Genomic DNA, 16,059 nt, shown 5'->3' on the forward strand with positions numbered 1-16,059 from the left:
GACGACCGGCCGGATTGCTTCATGCCGACGCCCGTCCTGAGCGCCGCGGGCATCGCGAAGCGCTTCGACGCGACCGTCGCGCTGTCGGCGCTGCACCTGTCGATCGACGCAGGCGAGGTCGTCGCGTTGATGGGTGCGAACGGTGCGGGCAAGTCGACCTTCGTCAAGATCCTGAGCGGCGCGCTGCGCCCGGATGGCGGCACGCTGGCGCTGCGCGGCGAACCGTATCGACCGGCGTCGCCGCATGCCGCCAAGCGGCTCGGCGTCGCGACCGTGCACCAGTCGGTTGCCGATGCCGTCGTGCCGACGCTGTCGATTGCCGACAACCTGTTGCTGGACCGGCTGTGCGATCCGGCGTCGGCCTGGCACGTGCCGCCGGCCGCGCGGCGCGCCGCGGCGCGGCCGCTCGCCGAGCGAGTCGGGCTCGACGTCGACCTTGCGGCGCCGCTGGCCTCGCTGTCATTGGCGGACCAGCAGCGTGTGACGCTGGCGCGCGCGCTGGCCGGGCAGCCGTCGTTGCTGATTCTCGACGAGCCGACCGCCAGCCTGTCCGCGCCGGAGGCCGAGCGGCTGTTCGTGCTGGTGGACGCGCTGCGCCGCGACGGCGTCGCGATCCTGCTGGTGTCGCATCGACTCGGCGATTTGCGTCGCATCGCCGATCGCGTGGCGATCGTTCGCGATGGCAGGATCGTCGCCGATCTGGCCGCGCCGGTGGATTTCGATGCCGCGGTGGAAACGATGATCGGACGCGCTCTGCCGCGAGCGCGTGCATCGGCGCCGGTTCGCGACGGGCAGTCCGGGTCCGGCCCGGGCTTCAGTGCGCGGCAGATCCGGCTGACGCCCACCAGTGCCCCGTTCGACCTCGATGTCCGGCGCGGCGAGATCGTCGCGATCGCGGGCCCGGTTGGCGGCGGCAAGTCGCGCTTCGCCAATACGATCTTCGGCGCGGTGCGCGCGGCGGCCGGCGAGATGACGCTCGACGGCCGGCCATGGCGGCCGCGTTCGCCGGCCGACGCGATTCGCGCCGGCGTATTCCTGGCCGGCGAAGATCGCTGGCGTACCTCGTTGTTTCCCGACGGCGTGCCGTTTGCATCGATCGCGGGCACGATCGGCTTTCCGTTCCTGTCGCGCTGGTTCGCGAGCGGCGCGGTGCGTCGCTCGCGCGAACGCGCGGCCGCGGCGGCGGCGATCGCCCGGTTCGGCATTCGCTGCACGGGCCCGGACGATCGCGTGGCCCGCCTGTCCGGCGGCAATCAGCAGAAGGTCGTGCTCGCGCGCTGGCACGCCGAGCCCGCGCGGCTGTTGCTGCTCGACGAGCCGTTTCAGGGTATCGATGCGGGGGCGCGTGCCGATATCGTCGATACGCTGAGGCGTCATGCGCCCGAGCGCGCGACGATCGTATTCGTCAGCGATCTCGAGGAAGCCGCCGAGATCGCCGATCGCATCGTGCGGTTCGATCGCGCCACGCTCGATCGCCTGCATCCGACTTCTTCCGTCGAGCCAGCTACCTCATGAAATCCGTTCCTCCTTCCGTCTTGCAGCCCGCGTCGCCCGGCGGACGGCGGCGCCCCGCGCCGGCACGCATCCGCGATGCACTCGAACGCACGGGCATCCTGCTCGTGCTGGCCGCGCTCGTGACGGTGTTCGGGCTCAGGGAGCCCGCCTTCCTGAACCTCGACAATCTGTTCAGCATCCTGCAGGCCGTGTCGATCGTCGCGTTGCTCGGCATCGGCGTGACCGTCACGCTCGCGGCCGGCGGCTTCGACCTGTCGGTCGGCAGCGTGGCCGCGACCGCGCAGATGGCCGCGAGCTACGTGCTGGTCGTCTGGCACGGCAGCGCGCTGGCGGCCGTGATCGCATGCATCGTGCTCGGCGTGGCCGCCGGGTTGTTCAACGGCTTGCTGATTACGCGGTTGCGCGTGCCCGATCAGCTCGCGACGCTCGGCACGCTGTTCCTGCTGGCCGGATTGCAGTTGATCCCGACCGGTGGCCGTTCGCTCGCGACCGGCTCGGTGCTGCCCGACGGCACGGACGCGACGGGCGTGTTCCCCGCCGCCTTTCTCGCGCTTGGCCGGCTGCGCGTGTTCGACGTCGTACCGTTGCCGGTGCTGATGCTCGCGGCCGTGACGGTGCTGGCCTGCGTCACGATGGAGGCGACCCGCTGGGGCCGCGTGATCTACGCGATCGGCGGCAACGAAACGGCGGCACGGCTGGCCGGCGCGCCGGCTGCGCGCTACCGTGTCGCCGCGTATGTCGTGTCGGGCGCGATCGCGTCGCTGGGCGGCATGCTGATCGCCGCGCGGGTCGGCCGCGGCGACGTGAGCGCGGGGCACTCGCTGCTGCTCGACGCGGTGGCCGCCGCGCTGATCGGGTATGCCGTGTGGGGCGCGAAGCGGCCCAACGTCTTCGGCACGGTCGTTGGGGCAGTGTTCGTCGGCGTGCTGCTCAACGGGCTGACGATGTTGAACGCGCCTTACTACATGCAGGATTTCATCAAGGGCGTGTTGCTGGTGCTGGCGCTTGCGTTCACGTTCGGCATCGGTCGCCGAGCGGATGCCCGCGCGTGATGGCGGGCGGCGCGACACGCGGCGCGGGTGCGGCAGCGTTCATCGGTTCGCCGGCTAGCCGGTTCCGGACGGTTTGTTATCCAGAGTAATAACCATTGCCGAATCGGTCGGTTTGCGTTGGTGCGTCGCACTGATAGATTGGGCCGATATCGTTCGATGGGGAGAGAGACACGCCATGCAATCGTTGCTTCGCCGAAACTCGCGTATCGACCTGAAGGTCGGCGCATTCGTCCTGGGTGCCGCGCTCGTGCTGGGGACGCCCGCGGTGCAGGCCGGCCCGCTCAAGGGCGCGCCGGCGCCGTTCGACAAGGGCGGCGTGAAGATCGCGCTCGTCAACTACCTGTCGACCGGCGACTTCTTCCAGGCTTACGAAGCCGGCGCGCAGAAGCAGGCGCGTGCGCTCGGCGTGGATCTGCGCATCTACGAAGGCCGGCAGGATGCGGCCGAGCAGCGCGAGCAGATTCAGCAGGCGATCAGCATCGGCGTGTCCGCGATCATCGTCAATCACGGCTTGCCCGAGTCGCTGAAGGACGTCGTTCAGCGCGCACTCGACAAGGGCATCAAGGTCGTCGCGTTCGACGTCGACCTCGCCAATCCGAAGGTGCCGCAGATCGAGCAGAACGATCGCGACCTGGCGAACCTGCTGCTGGATCAGGCCGTCAAGGACAACGGCGACGCGTTCGCGGCAGGTTACGTCTACGTGGCCGGATTCGCGCCGCTCGACCGGCGCGATGCGGCGTGGCGGGATTTCAAGCGCGCACACCCGAAGGTTCAGGAAAAGGCGCGCTGGGGCACCGTCGACAATCCGATCGCACAATCGGTCGCGAATCAGGCGGCGGCGGCCTATCGCGCGAACCCGGACATCCGCGTCGTGTTCGCGCCTTACGACGAGTTTGCGCGCGGCGCGAAGCTTGCGGCGGACGAGGCCAGGCTGTCGTCGAAAGTCCGCATCTACAGCGCGGACATCTCGACGGCCGACATCGAGGCCATCCGCGCGCCGAACAGCGCATGGGTCGCGACGGCCGCGACCAATCCCGCGGTCGTCGGCGCCGTGTCCGTGCGCGCCGCGGCGCTGCTCGTCGCCGGCCAGAACCCGGGCGCGCGCATCGCGGTCAAGCCGACGCTGATCACGCGCGACGATCTCGTGAAAAACGACATTCGCACTGTCGCCGAGCTCGGCGCGAAGTTTCCGGCGTTCCGCGCGAGCGATGCCGCGACGGCCGCATGGATTCCGGCGATCGACTGATCGCCTTTGAACGCCGCGACGCGACCTCCTTCCGCGCGTCGCCTACCGATGACCCGACCATGACGACCCTGAACGACTATCTCGCCCAGAAACGCACCGCGTGGCACGCGAAGCAGCAGGCGGCACGCAACGATCCCGATTTCAAGGCGACGCCGCTGAAGGCGACCGTACGCGCGCTCGGCCGCAGCGGCGTGCGCGAGATCCGGATTCGCGATTTCCAGGTGATCAGCGACAGTCCGCCCGACTTCGCGGGCTATAACCTCGGGCCCGCGTCGCCCGAACTGCAACTCGGCGTGCTCGGCAGCTGCCTCACGCATATCACGCTGATCCAGGCTGCGGAGCGCGGCCTGAAGATCGACTCGATCGCAGTCGAGGTGACCGGCGACCAGCATCCGCTCGCCCAGCAGCCGGGGTTCGAGCATGTCCCGGTCTTCCCGCACAACATCCGCTATACGCTGGACATCGCGTCACCCGAGCCGCCGGAGGTCATCCGTGCGTTGCATCAGGCGGTCGAAGCCGTCTGCCCGATCTTCAACCTGCTGAAGCTGCCGCAGCATATCGACGGCGAATTGCGGCATACCGGCGGGTAACGAGCCGGCGCGGTGCATGGTTCCCGTGTTTCGGCAATGCGTCGCGCGCGGTGCGACGAATCATGCATTGGCGGGTTTCATTTTTAAATGGATGTATTGTGATAAGAATACTTATCCTGATGCTCGTTCCCTAACGCGATTCGGCATGAAGGAAGATTAATGGTGGCGATGGACTGTTCCGGCTGATCGGTTGTCGCAGCCTTGTCGATACAGCGAAGTGCCATGCTGGATTCGGCAGCTTGATGCCGAAACGCATCTAAACCAGGGGGCGCGAAATCCGGATATGCCGTGTATTCGCGCCCGTGCTCTCAAGCGCCGGGTGTAGCCGAAGCCGCAGCTTTCGGAGAGAGCTTGCGCACTTTCTCAAGTGCACTCTCGATCGACGCGTGGCGTACCTCCTCGCTGCGCCCGAGCCCTTCAGCGACGATGTACTCGATATCCGAGACGCCCATGAAGGTGAACACCGAGCGAAGCAGGGTCTCGGCGTGCTCGAACGCCTGATACGGGGATCCCTCGCTGTAAACATTGCCGCGCGCCAGCGCGACGAACACGCGCTTGCCCTGGGCGAGACCGATCGGCCCGTTCTCGCCGCGCGCGAAAGTCTTGCCGCGCACGACAATATGATCGATCCAGGCCTTGAGCTGGGTGGGAACCGAAAAATTGTAGAAGCCCGCCCCGATCACCACGACGTCGGTGTCGAGAAACTGCTGCACGTCCTTGCCGGCGTCGAGCGCCATGAACGCGTCGAAGGACAGATGCGGGGGCGTTTCGCTGGCAAGATCGCGATAGGTGACATTCACCGCGTCATTTGATTCGACGATCCGCTCGACGATGGCGGCAGACAACAAGCGACTGGCGGAGTTCGCGCCCATGATGCTGGAATCGAGATGAAGCAGGTTCACTGGATACCTCCGGTGTGGATTTGCGATCGGCACTATGCTATGTAACTGGAGGCGATACGCCAAGAACGCACATTTTTAGGACTAGGTCAGATGGATATGCCTGCCCAACCGGGCGTCAGCACCCGCTGCCATGAAGTCGGCAAGGTGCTCGCAATCGTCGGCGACAAATGGACGGTGATGATCGTCAGGGTGCTGGTCGAGCGGCCACACCGCTTCAACGAGATCAAGCGGACGGTCGGCGGCATCTCGCAACAGATGCTCACGCGTACCCTCAAGGCGCTCGAGCGAGACGGCATGGTCAGCCGCACGGTCTACCCGACGGTGCCGCCGCAAGTCGAATATGCGCTGACGCCGCTCGGACAAGCCCTGGCGGTGCCGGTTCGCGCACTGGGTGCGTGGGCGGGAGAGCATCTCGAAGAGATCGAGAACAACCGGGCACGCTATGACCAGGGCAAGCATGCTCCCGCCAAGCGAAGCGGCTCAGAGCAGGCCTGAGGTTCGGCGGGGAGAGGGCGCTCGCGGGTATCGGCAACGGCGCGACACCCGCGCGCGGCAGCCTATCCGCGCGTCTGCCGCAGCGCGCGCCCCATTTCCGCGATCGGCATCGCGGCGATCGAATTCAGCAAGCGCATTTCCCCGGCGTCCGGGTGCGCGATGTGCCGCACATCATCGAGCGTCTGCTCGACGTGACGATCGAGTGGTTCGAGAAAGCGCTGCAGTTCGCTCGCGGCCGCCTTGTCCCTGAGCCCGAGTGCCTGACCGAACGCAACCAGCGCATCCATGTCGATATCGGCGAACCGCGTCGCATTCCCGAGCGGCATCGTCAGCTCGCAGTGCGGCCAGTGATCGCCGTGATGGTCGGGCCGGTGCGTCGGCGCGTGATACAGAGGGTTGGCCGGGATTCGTGAAAAATCCGCCGCATCTCGACCTACGTTATTGATTTCGCTACAAAAATGAATGTCTCGAGGAGCATTTTTCCGAGCTGCTGGCCGCGGAGATTGCCAACTACCGGTTCGGTTCGGGCCATTCGACACCCTGCCATCACTCCAGCTCGTGCGGTGATATGGCGTCCGGCGCCTGTCGATGGCCCGGGAGCGACGACGAATACCCATACAGGGTGTCAAAACGCAGCATCAACGAGGCGAACCACAGCTCTCGTTCACCGTTGGTCCAAGCGCAAAGCAGCGCGCCTCGGCTGTCGAGCTTCTCGAAAATGTCCGAGTCGGGATCGAGTCGTTGCCAGTAACGTAGAAGGGGCTATCCTTGCCCTGCAAAGTCCTCCCGCAATCCGCCTTCAATGGCAGCCTCAAGCGAATAGGAGGGTTGGCCGCCAATCTCAAGGTGCTCGATTCGGCAGCGGGGATGGTATGGATCCAGTCCTGCAATCGGGGGACGTGAGCGCGGGCGATATCAGCGCCGATATCGTCGCACTCGATATTTCGCGAACCGCATCGGCCAACCCTTTACATCTGCTTGAAGAGGCCGGCGCTGGCGCGGCTCACGGGGAGAACGTCGCAGCTTCCGCGCAAATGGATGCGCAGTCGACCAAGCAGGTCTCGCTCGATGTGATCAATCGCTGCGTAGGCAACGATTACGCCGCGGTGCACCTGCGCGAAACGCCCCGGATCGAGGCGCAGCAGCATCTCCTTGAGGGGTGTTCGGATCACGTGCCGCTCGCTCGCGGTAACGACCTCTGTGTATTTGTCCGCTGCTTGAAAATACAGCACCTCGTCCACTGAAACGAGTCGGGTTGTATCCCGGATCCCTACGGTCAGCCACCGTATGAGTGCGGCATCTCGCTGCTCCTGCGCACCGGCCAACAGCGCGGTGTCGGCCGGTGCAGGGCCGCCGCGCTGCAGCTTGACGATGCAGCGGAGGAGGCGATCATCGGTCACGGGTTTCAGCAAATAGTCGATCGCCGACTGGTCGAATGCCTGAACCGCGTACTCGTCGTAGGACGTTACGAATACGACATGCACGTGCGGCACGAGGCTCGCGATCTTCAGCCCGTCGATACCGGGCATCCGGATGTCGAGGAAAGCGAAATCCGGGCGCTTTGCATTGAGCTCCGCGAGCGCGTCGACGCCGTTGCGCGGCATCCCGACGATCTCCAGTTCGGGCCACAGCGTACCGAAGCGCGCGGCAAGTTCGGCGGATAGGTTGGGTTCGTCGTCGGCGATCAGGGCTGTCGGCATGTCAGGCAATCGGAATCTGCAAGGTTGCGGTTACGCCCCGCATGGCTTCGGCATTCGTGCCGACCGACACGCGGCCGCGCTCGCCATAGAGACTGATAATTCGGGCACGAATGTTTGCGAGTCCCACGCCGCCGTGGAGCTTCGTGCCGCCGTTGCCGAGGCCCACGCCGGTATCGCTCACGCTCAGGACGAGCAAATTGCCGTCGCGCGTGCCGCGAACACGCACTTCACCGCCGGCAACCGACGGCTCGATGCCGTGCAGCAACGCATTCTCGACGAGGGGCTGCAGCAGGAGCGGCGACAGCGGCAAGGCCCGCAGCGCCTCCGGGACGTCGATTGAATAGCGCAGGCGTTCCTCACCGAGCCGGATCGTCGCAATCTTCAGCAGCGCCTCGACCAGCTCCAGTTCCTCGCCCACCGTGGAGGTGGCCTTGCGAGTGCGCCCCAGGCTCGCGCGCAGATAGCGGTTCAGGCTGTCGAGCATCGTCGTGGCGCGAGCCGGATCGCGCTCGATCAGGCTCTGCACGTTCGCCAGCGTGTTGAACAGGAAATGCGGCTCGATCTGGGCCTGCAGCAGCGCGAGCCGCGCGGCCGTTTCGGCCTGGCGCGCCTCGGCGGCCTCGCGCCGCTGCGTCTCGAGCGACGTGCGCATGCGGGCGGCCTGCACGAACACCGACACGAACGCGCAGGCGGCGCCGGCGACAATGAACGACGAGCCGTAGGCCAGCCAGACCTTGATGCCTGCATGCCCGATCAGGTGCGGAACGTGGCCGACGGTGGAGGCCGCGACCTCAAAACCGATGAACACGCTGGCCGGCGCGACGATCAGGATCTTTGGAACCAGCGCGAGTTTGCCGCGCACGAGCCGGTCGATGGCGACGCCGAGCAGTGTCGCGCTGAACCCGATGCCGTTCGCGACGACCAAGTACGGCAGCAGCGCTTCGTTGCGGCGCGTCGCCCAGAAGATCAGTCCGACCGCCGAGTTGAAACAGAAAAGACCCAGCAGCGAGCGGCCTCGATGTGCGGGGCCGACGTGCGGTTCGGACGACAGAAAGGCGAGCGGCTTGCTTGGCATGGCAGCGAGCGGGGAGGTTTGCGGAGATGGTAGCGTAATTTGCGACGGCATTGCCATCGGCGATCGGCTGCGACGCGCAGGTGACGATCCGCAAGGACGTTCGCCGGACCTGAGGGCCGTTCATCCGGCGATTTCGACCGTTCATCGCAACATGCAGCGCTCGATGCGGCCGGCCGCTAAAGTTGCTGACATCCCGCCGGTTGCGGCGCTTCCGAACGAGGTACCCCTTGGCCCACCTGCCGACCTACGTCTATGTATTGTTCTGCGCGCTCGTCTATATCGGCGTGAAGCGCTGCTTCGTGCGCGAAGTGCGTCCCGTGCGTCCCCTCCTGTTTCCGGTCGTATTCGTCGGCCTCGGCCTGTCGAGCCTCGGTCACCTGTTTCCAAAGGCGGGCGTCGATGCGTACGCGGCGGCCCTTGCGATGCTGGTGGTCGGCTCGACAGGCGGCTGGTTCCACGCGCGCGGCTGGCGCCTGCAGTTCAGGACCGGGCCGGATGGCATGTTCGTCCGCCTGCCGGGCGACGCGAGCCTGCTGGTCACGCTGCTCCTGACCTTCGTCGCCGAAACCTTCATTCATTACTCGATCGAGGCCGCGCAGCCGTGGGCGGCCACCGACGCCTTCGCAGTCCTGTCGTTCGCGGTCTGGGGCGGGCTCGTCGGCATGCCGTTCGGACGTGCGATCAACGTGGTGACGCGCTGCGTCCGTCATTCGAACGGCGTGCTGGAGGACGGCGGCGGATCCGCGCTCGAATCGCGCTGAACGAGGCCGCGTCGCCGGCGAGGGCGGACGTCTGGGTCCGCCGCGATCCCGGCGACCCGGGCGGTTGCGCCGCCCGCTCCCGCGGGTTCGCGGTCCGTGCGCCGCTACGCCGCTACGCCGCCTTCCGCGCCCGACGCATCGCGTCGGGCGCGTCTTGCATGATGCGCGTCGGCGGCCGCGCTTTCCCCTGTTTCCGCGCTCAAAAGAAGAACGTCGCGATCGCCTGCACGATCTCGCCCTGCGCCTGCGCGCCATAGACGCTGCGCGCCGAGCCGTGGTTGCTCTGCCATTGCACGGCGCAGTCGGTGCGTGGCCAGTGATAGCGCGCTTCGAGCCATGTGAAGTAGCTGTGGTCGTCGAGGTTGTAGCGCGCCATCGCGGTCAACCCCAGGTGCTGGACGAAGACGTCGGGCATCGATGCGTAGACGAACAGCGAGCGCCGTGTCATCAGTTCCTGCGCGGTGCCGGCCATGTCGCGATAGCGCCAGTATCGCGACGGGTCGCCTTGCAGTGCCCGCCATGCGGCGCCGCTCGCGCTGGCGCCGTCGTAGTCGTACTCGAGCGTCAGCGACAGCTTGTTTGCGAAGGTATGGGTGACGCCCGTCGCGAGCTTCGAGACCCAGGACGATGCGGTCTGCGCGAAATCGCCGACCGCGCTGCCGCGGCCGATCGCGTATTCGACGAACCCGACCGTCGCATCGTCGATCAGCGTGGTGGCGTTCACGCCCAACTGCGGTGCGATACCTTCGTCGCCGTACAGCAGCCACTGAGGCGAGAAATTGCCGAACAGGCGCTGCGACCCGCTCAGCATGTAGCGGGTGCGTGCATTCGTCGCACCGAGATCGGGATTGAAGGTCGCCTCGTTCGGATGCGTGTCGAGCCGCGGCGACACCAGCGCGGTCATCGAGCCGCCGCTCCAGAGCAGTTGCCCGCGCATCATCACGCTGCCGAGCCGGTTTTCGCGCAGGCTCTCGGGGTCGATCGAGACGACGGAGCGCAGTGCGCCGGCCTTGAAGAAGTCCGTGGGATTGAAGCCCGACGCGACGCCTTCGCGCAGGTTCACGCGGCCGAGGTCGACGAGCGCGTTCGGGCTCGCCTGCCAGCTCACGTACGCCTGTTTCAGCGTGTCGACCGCGTTGTACCGCGACGTGCCCGCACGCCATCCCGCATCGAAGCGATTCGAAACGATCGCCCGCCAGTTGCCGGACGTGCCGTCGTACGACAGCGTGTTCGATACGCGCGCGTTGTCGTTGAGCGTCACGGACGCGGCCTGGTTCGCCGCCGTGTAGTTCGCGACGGCCGCCTCGAAGGTGCCGCGCCAGTTGCTCGGCGTCACGGGAGCCGCTGCCGCCGTATCGGCGAGCCGCAGCGCGTCGCCGTCCGCGTCGTCGGCAGCGAGGGCCGGCTGCGCGGTCGCGACGCCCGCCGCACAGATCAGTATCGCGACCCGGGATCGCGCCATCGTCTAGTCGGCCTTGAAGCGGGCCAGGTACGCGCGCTGCAGCCACGCGTCCGGAATGTCGCGCCACGCGTAGTCGGAGTAGCGCATCACCGTGACCCAGCCGGGATCCAGCCCGTCGATGATGACGGTTTCCGTCGGCCGCGCCGCGCCCAACCGGTCCTGGTAGTGCCGGTAGTACGCAATCTTCAGCACGCTGCCGCTCGCCGCGAAGAAGCGCGCCTTGACCGGCCGCTTCGTATCGTTCGCGATCCACAGGTCGATCGCGTGGTACGTGACGTCCGCCGCGCGCGCCGTCAGGTGCAGCCGGTAGCAGTGCCGGGTCTGGTGCTCGCCGTCCGCCACGTTCTCCTCGCCCGCCAGCGACGCGTCGTAGTCGTTCGCCCAGTTGACGGTCACGACGTCGCCGTTCGCGGCCTGGCCGAGCAGGCGCTGCTGCGGCGAGATTCGCACGCTGGCCTGGCTCGACGGATCGTAGAACCACAGATCGTTGCCGTTCTTCAGCATCAGCTTGTTCGCGTCGCGGGCCGGGGCGACGAACTGCACCAGCGTGCGGAACTGGCTGGTTGCCGGGTCTGCCTTCGAGTAGATCTTCAGCACCTCGCTGTCCGTCTGCTGTCCATTGCGAAATTCGAGCAGGGTCGTCGTCAGGCCGAACGGTTTGTCGGGATTGCGCACCGCGTCGCTTTGCGCGAGCAGCTGTTGCGCCGACGGCTCCGCCGCCGCGGCCGCGGTGGCGGCGAACGCGAGCAGCATCGCGGCGGCGCGCAGGATCCGGATGGGAACGATCATGGTAGCGGTTCCTGGTCAGGCGAAACGCAGCGCATCGACGATCGGCAGGCGGGCAGCGCGGTGCGCGGGCAGCCAGGCCGAGAACGTCGCGACCACCGTCACGCCGAGCGCGTAGCGCGCGATCATCCCGAACTCGCCCCACACGCGTACCGACAGCGCGACCGGATCGGTCTGTCCGGGTGGCGTCCAGTGCAGGCCGGCGCGGTTGATCGCGACACCCGCCGCGAGCGCGAGGACGGTGCCTGAAATCGCGCCACACATACCGAGCAGGCAGCCTTCGCAGACGAACAGGCGGCGAATGCCCGCGCCACGCAGGCCGAGCGCGCGCAGCGTGCCGATCTCGTGCGTGCGCTCCATCACGGCCATGTTCATGGTGTTGCCGACCGTGAACAGCACGATTGTGGCGATCAGCACCGCGATGAAGCCGAAGATCGCGCCGAACATGCCGGTGACCTGGCCGTACTGCGGATTCAGCGTCGCGAAGCCGAGCACCTCGATCGGCTCGCCCGCGAGCCGGGTGCGCAGCAGCGTCTGGATGCGGGCGCGCGCGGCCGGCAGATCGGCCGTGTGTTTCAGCTGCACGGCGATGGAGGTCACCTTCGCATTCGGGCCGGTCCCGTAGACGAGCTGCTGCGCCTGCGGCAGATGCACCTGCACGAACATGTCGTCGATCTGCTTGACGCCTTGCTTCTGAGCCGAGATCACCGACAGTTCGGCGACGTTCGGTGCGCCGTACGCATTCGACGTCAGCAGTTCGAGACGAGCGAGCCCGCCGTGCCGCACCGGCTTCGCCGCGGCCTCGGCCCGCGTGAGCGACGCGATGTCGTCGGGCAGGTCCGACGCGCCAGCCGGGGCCGCCGCCGTCACCGGATCGTGGCAATCGGGTACGCGCAGTGCATCGCAGAGGCGCAGCACGCGCGCGACGCCCGTGCCTATCACGGCGGCATTCGCGGCGCTGCCGGTCAGCGCGACGGGCGTCGCCCGGTCGGCGAAGCCGTAGTCGTTCCACTGTCGCATCCGGTTCTGGTCGGCCACGACGATCCCGCTGCCCGAGACGGTGCGCGATACGCCCGCCGCGAAGTTGCCGGCGATGCCGTTGATCGTCAGCACCGGCGTCACGACCGTCACCTCGCGAGCCAGCTCGGGATCACCGAGCAAGGTGTCGATGATCTTCCGGTAGTCGGCGATCCCGTACGAGACGGGGTCGCCGCTGCCATACAGGAAATAGTCGCGGTGCTGGATCTGCAGATGGCCGCCCTGACGCACGTAGCTGGTCTGGAGTCCGTAATTGATGTCGCGTGCATAGCCGCCGAACAGCAGGATGGCGGACAGGCCGACCACCATCGCGAGCAGCGTGGTGGACGAGCGGCGGCGGTTGCGCAGCAGATTGCGGAAGGCGAGAACCCAGGTGCTCATTGGCAGGCCTCCTCGTGCACGGCGGCGGAGCGGGTTTCGACGACGCATCCGTCGCGAATCATCGCGACGTCGTCCGCGGCGGCGATCACCTGCGGGTCGTGCGACGAAAACACGAACGACGTCGCTCGCTCGCGCTGCATCGTGCGCATCAGCGCGATGATGGTCGCGCCCGTCGCGCTGTCCAGGTTGGCGGTGGGCTCGTCGGCCAGCACGAGTGCCGGCTCGGTGACGAGCGCGCGCGCGATCGCGACGCGCTGCTGCTGGCCGCCCGACAACTGGCCGGGCCGGCGATTCGCCTTGTCGCCCATGCCGACGGCGTCGAGCAGCGCGAGCACCCGTTCGCGTCGCCGCGCGCGGGCGACGCCCAGCAGGGTCAGCGGATATTCGACGTTCTCGAACGCGCTGAATACCGGCAGCAGGTTGAACGACTGGAACACGAACCCGACGTGACGCGCGCGGAAATCGGCCAGCGCATTCTCGCGCATCGCGTCGATTCGCTGGCCCGCGACCGTGATGGCGCCGCGCGTCGGCCGATCGATGCCGCCGAGCAGGTTGAGCAACGTCGTCTTGCCGCTGCCGGAGGGGCCCGACAGCACCGTGAAGCGGTTCGCGAGAATATCGAGCGACGCGTCGTCGGCCGCCGCGACCGCGAGCGGGCCGGTTCCATAGGTTTTCGTGACATGACTCAAGCTGGCCGCCAACACGGGCACCTCCCAGGGTATTCGATCGATGTCGCCACCTTAGCGGGAACCGCGGCCCCGTATTGCGCAGTGCGACGAACGGCGGAACGCGCGGACGAACGGCATTCCTTCGCGACGAATGGCGGCCGTCAGCGAGCGCTGCCGCGCAGCGGTGCGGCGAGCCGGTCGCGGCCCGTCGGCGGCCGCACGACCGCGTTGCATTCCATCGGCCCCACGCGCGGTTCGTCGCCCGTTTCTGCAATTGGTCGCATGATCGTTTCTTTCGGCGACGAATCGATACACTCGCAGCCGATCAGCACTTGATCCGCACGACATCGGCCGACGTGAGAGCGGTCACCGGGGTGCGAGAAGCCAAAACACAGACATAACAAGGCATAAAAATGAGCCATACCAGGTTTGAGAGGGGGAGCGAGACGGCGCGGCCTGGCTTTCTTGCCCTTTGTCGCGTGATCCGCGATCCGTCCGATCCCGCGCGTTTCGCGGGCGACGCGGATCCGCGGCGGTATGACGACTGGTCGAGCGCACGGCCCGCGCTGCTCGTCATCGAGGCGCTGCATCAGTTCGCGGTCAAGGCGGCGCGCACGATGCACGGCGAGCCGGCGCTGATGGTGCCGGCACAGCTGCGCGAGCTGACGCTGCACCGCGTCGACGGCTATCCGCGGCTGGCGCTGGCCGGCACCGTCGCGAAACATGGCGACGGATACCGCGTCGAGGTGTCGGCGCGCGACGCCGATGCCGGCATGTTTCCGGCCGTCGCATCGGGTACCGTGTTCGTCGCGCTGATGCCGGCCCGCCCGCCCGCGTCGGCCGCGCCGGGAGACCGGCCATGATGCCCGCCGTCGCAACGCCCTCGGCCACGATCACCGGCGATCAGTTCGGCGTGATCGACGTGGCGAGCGCCGCACCGCTCTTCGACGAGCACTTCGAGCAGTTTCCCGTGCTGCCCGGTTCGTTCAGCCTCAGCCTGGTGATCTCGATGCTGTTCGACGCGCTCGGCCTCGCGGCGAACCGGCCGATTCCGGCGCTCACGGTTCGCAAGATCAGCTTCATCTGCCCGGTACGGCCGGGCGAGCGCCTGACCGCGCGCCTGCGACGCCTGCAGCAGGACGGGGCGCGCACCACCGCGCACGTCGAACTGCGCAATGCCAAAGGGCAGGGCGTGATGGACGGCATCCTCAGCTGGGAGCACGCGGCATGACGAAGCTCGCCATCGTCACGGGCGGCACCCGCGGGATCGGGCGCGCGATCGTCGACGCGCTGATCGCCGACGGCCACACCGTCTACTTCACCTACCGATCGAATCCGGAACTGGCCGACGCACTGGAGCGCGCGTACGACGGCGCGGCGCGCGGCTTTCGGGTCGACGGCGGCGACTGGGACGCCGTGCAGGCGTTCGCCGACCACGTGAACGCGGAGGCGGCCGTCGACGTGCTCGTGAACAACGCGGGCGTCAACGACGATGCGCTGCTGATCGGCAGCCCGTTCGCCCGCTACTGGGAAACGCTGCGGATCAACCTCGGCGCGACGATGGCGTTTTGCCATGCGTTCGGCGACGGGATGCAGTCGCGCCGGCGCGGCGCGATCGTCAACGTGTCGTCGATCGCCGCGCGCAAGCCGAAGACCGGCAACGGCGCATACGGCGCGTCGAAGGCGGCGATCGAGCGCTTCACCAAAACGCTCGCGCTCGAGATGGCGCGCTTCGGCGTGCGCGTCAACGCGGTCGCACCGGGGTTCGTGCGCTCCGACCTGTTCGAGCGTTTTCTCGCGTCGCAGGACGCCGCGGCGTTCTACCGCCAGATTCCGATGCGCAAGATCCTCGAGCCCGGCCAGGTCGCGCGCACGGTCCTGCTGCTCGCGAACGGCTCGCTCGAAACGACGGGAAGCGTCGTCGATCTCGGCAATGGCGAAAACATCAGTGGCTGACCCAGTGAATCAAGGAGAGTGGACCATGAAGGAAGACATCAAGAACATCGTCGCGCAAATCCTGTATCTGAGCGGTCCCGAACAGGTGGCCGACTCCGCGTCGCTGTTCCGCGAGCTGAACATGAGCTCGATCGACTACGTCGACCTGTGCTACGAGCTCAAGGACAAGGTGGACAACCGCATCAGCCTCGAAAACCTGTGGCCGTTCAACCGGATGCTGCTCGATCCGCAATACCACACTGGCACCGAGTGGACCGAGGCCGGCTGGCGGCAGGTGTGCGACGTGATGAGCTGGAACGGCCACGAGAAATGCAGCCTGCAGGATCTCTACGAGCACTTCTCGGTGAACTACATCGAGCGCCGTATCGCGCAGTTCAGCTGACCCGGGCGTTCCGCCCGCGTCGCAGGAACGCCGCACCGCGCGGCGCGGCA

General features: G+C 67.1%; 18 protein-coding genes and 1 pseudogene. 10 read left to right on the forward strand and 9 right to left on the reverse strand.

The window, feature by feature from the left end; genetic code table 11:
• The first annotated feature begins 21 nt into the window (after positions 1–21).
• From U5798_RS01190 to U5798_RS01205, 4 genes are all read left to right on the forward strand, one after another.
• Complete coding sequence (locus U5798_RS01190) at positions 22–1,515, forward strand: sugar ABC transporter ATP-binding protein (protein ID WP_322080906.1); 1,494 nt, start codon at positions 22–24, stop codon at positions 1,513–1,515.
• Positions 1,512–2,567 carry an ABC transporter permease gene (locus U5798_RS01195; RefSeq protein ID WP_322080907.1) on the forward strand — a complete coding sequence of 352 codons (1,056 nt, stop codon included), beginning with the start codon at positions 1,512–1,514 and terminating at the stop codon, positions 2,565–2,567. Before U5798_RS01190 ends, U5798_RS01195 begins: the two co-directional genes overlap by 4 nt.
• A gap of 175 nt (positions 2,568–2,742) precedes the next feature.
• Positions 2,743–3,813, forward strand: a complete 1,071-nt coding sequence (locus tag U5798_RS01200) for a substrate-binding domain-containing protein (RefSeq protein ID WP_124452661.1) — start codon at positions 2,743–2,745, stop codon at positions 3,811–3,813.
• 59 nt (positions 3,814–3,872) lie between these two features.
• Complete coding sequence (locus U5798_RS01205) at positions 3,873–4,403, forward strand: OsmC family protein (protein ID WP_124452664.1); 531 nt, start codon at positions 3,873–3,875, stop codon at positions 4,401–4,403.
• A gap of 308 nt (positions 4,404–4,711) precedes the next feature.
• Here the strand turns inward: U5798_RS01205 and U5798_RS01210 are convergent, their stop codons facing one another.
• Positions 4,712–5,305, reverse strand: a complete 594-nt coding sequence (locus U5798_RS01210; RefSeq protein WP_322080908.1) for an FMN-dependent NADH-azoreductase — start codon at positions 5,303–5,305, stop codon at positions 4,712–4,714.
• A gap of 90 nt (positions 5,306–5,395) precedes the next feature.
• Here U5798_RS01210 and U5798_RS01215 point away from each other — a divergent pair, with 90 nt between their 5' ends.
• Positions 5,396–5,800: a winged helix-turn-helix transcriptional regulator gene (locus U5798_RS01215; RefSeq protein WP_124452668.1), complete on the forward strand. Its 405-nt coding sequence runs from the start codon at positions 5,396–5,398 to the stop codon at positions 5,798–5,800.
• Between the two features lie 62 nt (positions 5,801–5,862).
• On the opposite strand, the pseudogene U5798_RS01220 reads toward U5798_RS01215, so the two are convergent.
• The 3 genes and pseudogenes from U5798_RS01220 to U5798_RS01230 form a co-directional block, all read right to left on the reverse strand.
• A pseudogene (locus U5798_RS01220) lies at positions 5,863–6,189 on the reverse strand (type II toxin-antitoxin system HipA family toxin); the annotation flags it as partial.
• Between the two features lie 579 nt (positions 6,190–6,768).
• On the reverse strand, positions 6,769–7,500 hold the full coding sequence (locus U5798_RS01225; protein ID WP_124452670.1) for a LytR/AlgR family response regulator transcription factor: 732 nt from the start codon (positions 7,498–7,500) through the stop codon (positions 6,769–6,771).
• Position 7,501: 1 nt separating this feature from the next.
• Positions 7,502–8,575, reverse strand: coding sequence for a sensor histidine kinase (locus U5798_RS01230; protein ID WP_124452793.1), 1,074 nt, complete (start codon positions 8,573–8,575; stop codon positions 7,502–7,504).
• Positions 8,576–8,802: 227 nt separating this feature from the next.
• Between U5798_RS01230 and U5798_RS01235 the strand changes: the two genes are divergently transcribed.
• Positions 8,803–9,336, forward strand: coding sequence for a hypothetical protein (locus U5798_RS01235; protein ID WP_322080909.1), 534 nt, complete (start codon positions 8,803–8,805; stop codon positions 9,334–9,336).
• A gap of 199 nt (positions 9,337–9,535) precedes the next feature.
• On the opposite strand, the gene U5798_RS01240 is transcribed toward U5798_RS01235, so the two are convergent.
• The 5 genes from U5798_RS01240 to U5798_RS01260 all read right to left on the reverse strand — a co-directional run bounded on the left by U5798_RS01240 (position 9,536) and on the right by U5798_RS01260 (position 13,955).
• On the reverse strand, positions 9,536–10,798 hold the full coding sequence (locus U5798_RS01240; RefSeq protein WP_322080910.1) for a hypothetical protein: 1,263 nt from the start codon (positions 10,796–10,798) through the stop codon (positions 9,536–9,538).
• Between the two features lie 3 nt (positions 10,799–10,801).
• A complete protein-coding gene (locus U5798_RS01245; RefSeq protein ID WP_322080911.1) occupies positions 10,802–11,587 on the reverse strand; it encodes an outer membrane lipoprotein-sorting protein in 786 nt (261 codons plus the stop codon).
• A gap of 15 nt (positions 11,588–11,602) precedes the next feature.
• Complete coding sequence (locus U5798_RS01250; protein ID WP_322080912.1) at positions 11,603–13,003, reverse strand: ABC transporter permease; 1,401 nt, start codon at positions 13,001–13,003, stop codon at positions 11,603–11,605.
• On the reverse strand, positions 13,000–13,707 hold the full coding sequence (locus U5798_RS01255) for an ABC transporter ATP-binding protein (RefSeq protein WP_409364425.1): 708 nt from the start codon (positions 13,705–13,707) through the stop codon (positions 13,000–13,002). The genes U5798_RS01250 and U5798_RS01255 overlap by 4 nt, the downstream gene beginning before the upstream one ends.
• Before the next feature lie 125 nt (positions 13,708–13,832).
• Positions 13,833–13,955 (reverse strand): hypothetical protein, encoded by a 123-nt coding sequence (locus U5798_RS01260; RefSeq protein WP_260434907.1) that lies wholly within the window; start codon positions 13,953–13,955, stop codon positions 13,833–13,835.
• 129 nt (positions 13,956–14,084) lie between these two features.
• On the opposite strand from U5798_RS01260, the gene U5798_RS01265 reads away from it, so the two are divergent.
• Genes U5798_RS01265 through U5798_RS01280 form a run of 4 tightly spaced genes read left to right on the forward strand, consistent with a single transcriptional unit; the run spans position 14,085 to position 16,009 of the window.
• Entirely contained in the window at positions 14,085–14,534 is a 450-nt protein-coding gene (locus U5798_RS01265) for a hypothetical protein (protein ID WP_322080913.1), read from the forward strand.
• Positions 14,531–14,902: a hotdog fold domain-containing protein gene (locus U5798_RS01270; protein ID WP_124452682.1), complete on the forward strand. Its 372-nt coding sequence runs from the start codon at positions 14,531–14,533 to the stop codon at positions 14,900–14,902. Before U5798_RS01265 ends, U5798_RS01270 begins: the two co-directional genes overlap by 4 nt.
• Positions 14,899–15,627, forward strand: a complete 729-nt coding sequence (locus tag U5798_RS01275; RefSeq protein ID WP_124452684.1) for an SDR family NAD(P)-dependent oxidoreductase — start codon at positions 14,899–14,901, stop codon at positions 15,625–15,627. Before U5798_RS01270 ends, U5798_RS01275 begins: the two co-directional genes overlap by 4 nt.
• A 25-nt stretch (positions 15,628–15,652) precedes the next feature.
• Entirely contained in the window at positions 15,653–16,009 is a 357-nt protein-coding gene (locus tag U5798_RS01280) for an acyl carrier protein (RefSeq protein ID WP_124452686.1), read from the forward strand.
• The last annotated feature ends 50 nt before the right edge of the window (positions 16,010–16,059 follow it).

The organism is Burkholderia sp. BCC1972 (assembly GCF_905339605.1).
GTDB lineage: Bacteria > Pseudomonadota > Gammaproteobacteria > Burkholderiales > Burkholderiaceae > Burkholderia.

What these genes read in the sequence shown, in the direction of transcription:
- U5798_RS01190 (WP_322080906.1), top strand. Translation starts at nt 22, where the DNA reads ATGCCGACGCCCGTCCTGAGCGCCGCGGGCATCGCGAAGCGCTTCGAC.
- U5798_RS01195 (WP_322080907.1), top strand. Translation starts at nt 1,512, where the DNA reads ATGAAATCCGTTCCTCCTTCCGTCTTGCAGCCCGCGTCGCCCGGCGGA.
- U5798_RS01200 (WP_124452661.1), top strand. Translation starts at nt 2,743, where the DNA reads ATGCAATCGTTGCTTCGCCGAAACTCGCGTATCGACCTGAAGGTCGGC.
- U5798_RS01205 (WP_124452664.1), top strand. Translation starts at nt 3,873, where the DNA reads ATGACGACCCTGAACGACTATCTCGCCCAGAAACGCACCGCGTGGCAC.
- U5798_RS01215 (WP_124452668.1), top strand. Translation starts at nt 5,396, where the DNA reads ATGGATATGCCTGCCCAACCGGGCGTCAGCACCCGCTGCCATGAAGTC.
- U5798_RS01225 (WP_124452670.1), bottom strand. Translation starts at nt 7,500, where the DNA reads ATGCCGACAGCCCTGATCGCCGACGACGAACCCAACCTATCCGCCGAA.
- U5798_RS01230 (WP_124452793.1), bottom strand. Translation starts at nt 8,575, where the DNA reads ATGCCAAGCAAGCCGCTCGCCTTTCTGTCGTCCGAACCGCACGTCGGC.
- U5798_RS01240 (WP_322080910.1), bottom strand. Translation starts at nt 10,798, where the DNA reads ATGGCGCGATCCCGGGTCGCGATACTGATCTGTGCGGCGGGCGTCGCG.
- U5798_RS01245 (WP_322080911.1), bottom strand. Translation starts at nt 11,587, where the DNA reads ATGATCGTTCCCATCCGGATCCTGCGCGCCGCCGCGATGCTGCTCGCG.
- U5798_RS01250 (WP_322080912.1), bottom strand. Translation starts at nt 13,003, where the DNA reads ATGAGCACCTGGGTTCTCGCCTTCCGCAATCTGCTGCGCAACCGCCGC.
- U5798_RS01260 (WP_260434907.1), bottom strand. Translation starts at nt 13,955, where the DNA reads ATGCGACCAATTGCAGAAACGGGCGACGAACCGCGCGTGGGGCCGATG.
- U5798_RS01265 (WP_322080913.1), top strand. Translation starts at nt 14,085, where the DNA reads ATGAGCCATACCAGGTTTGAGAGGGGGAGCGAGACGGCGCGGCCTGGC.
- U5798_RS01270 (WP_124452682.1), top strand. Translation starts at nt 14,531, where the DNA reads ATGATGCCCGCCGTCGCAACGCCCTCGGCCACGATCACCGGCGATCAG.
- U5798_RS01275 (WP_124452684.1), top strand. Translation starts at nt 14,899, where the DNA reads ATGACGAAGCTCGCCATCGTCACGGGCGGCACCCGCGGGATCGGGCGC.
- U5798_RS01280 (WP_124452686.1), top strand. Translation starts at nt 15,653, where the DNA reads ATGAAGGAAGACATCAAGAACATCGTCGCGCAAATCCTGTATCTGAGC.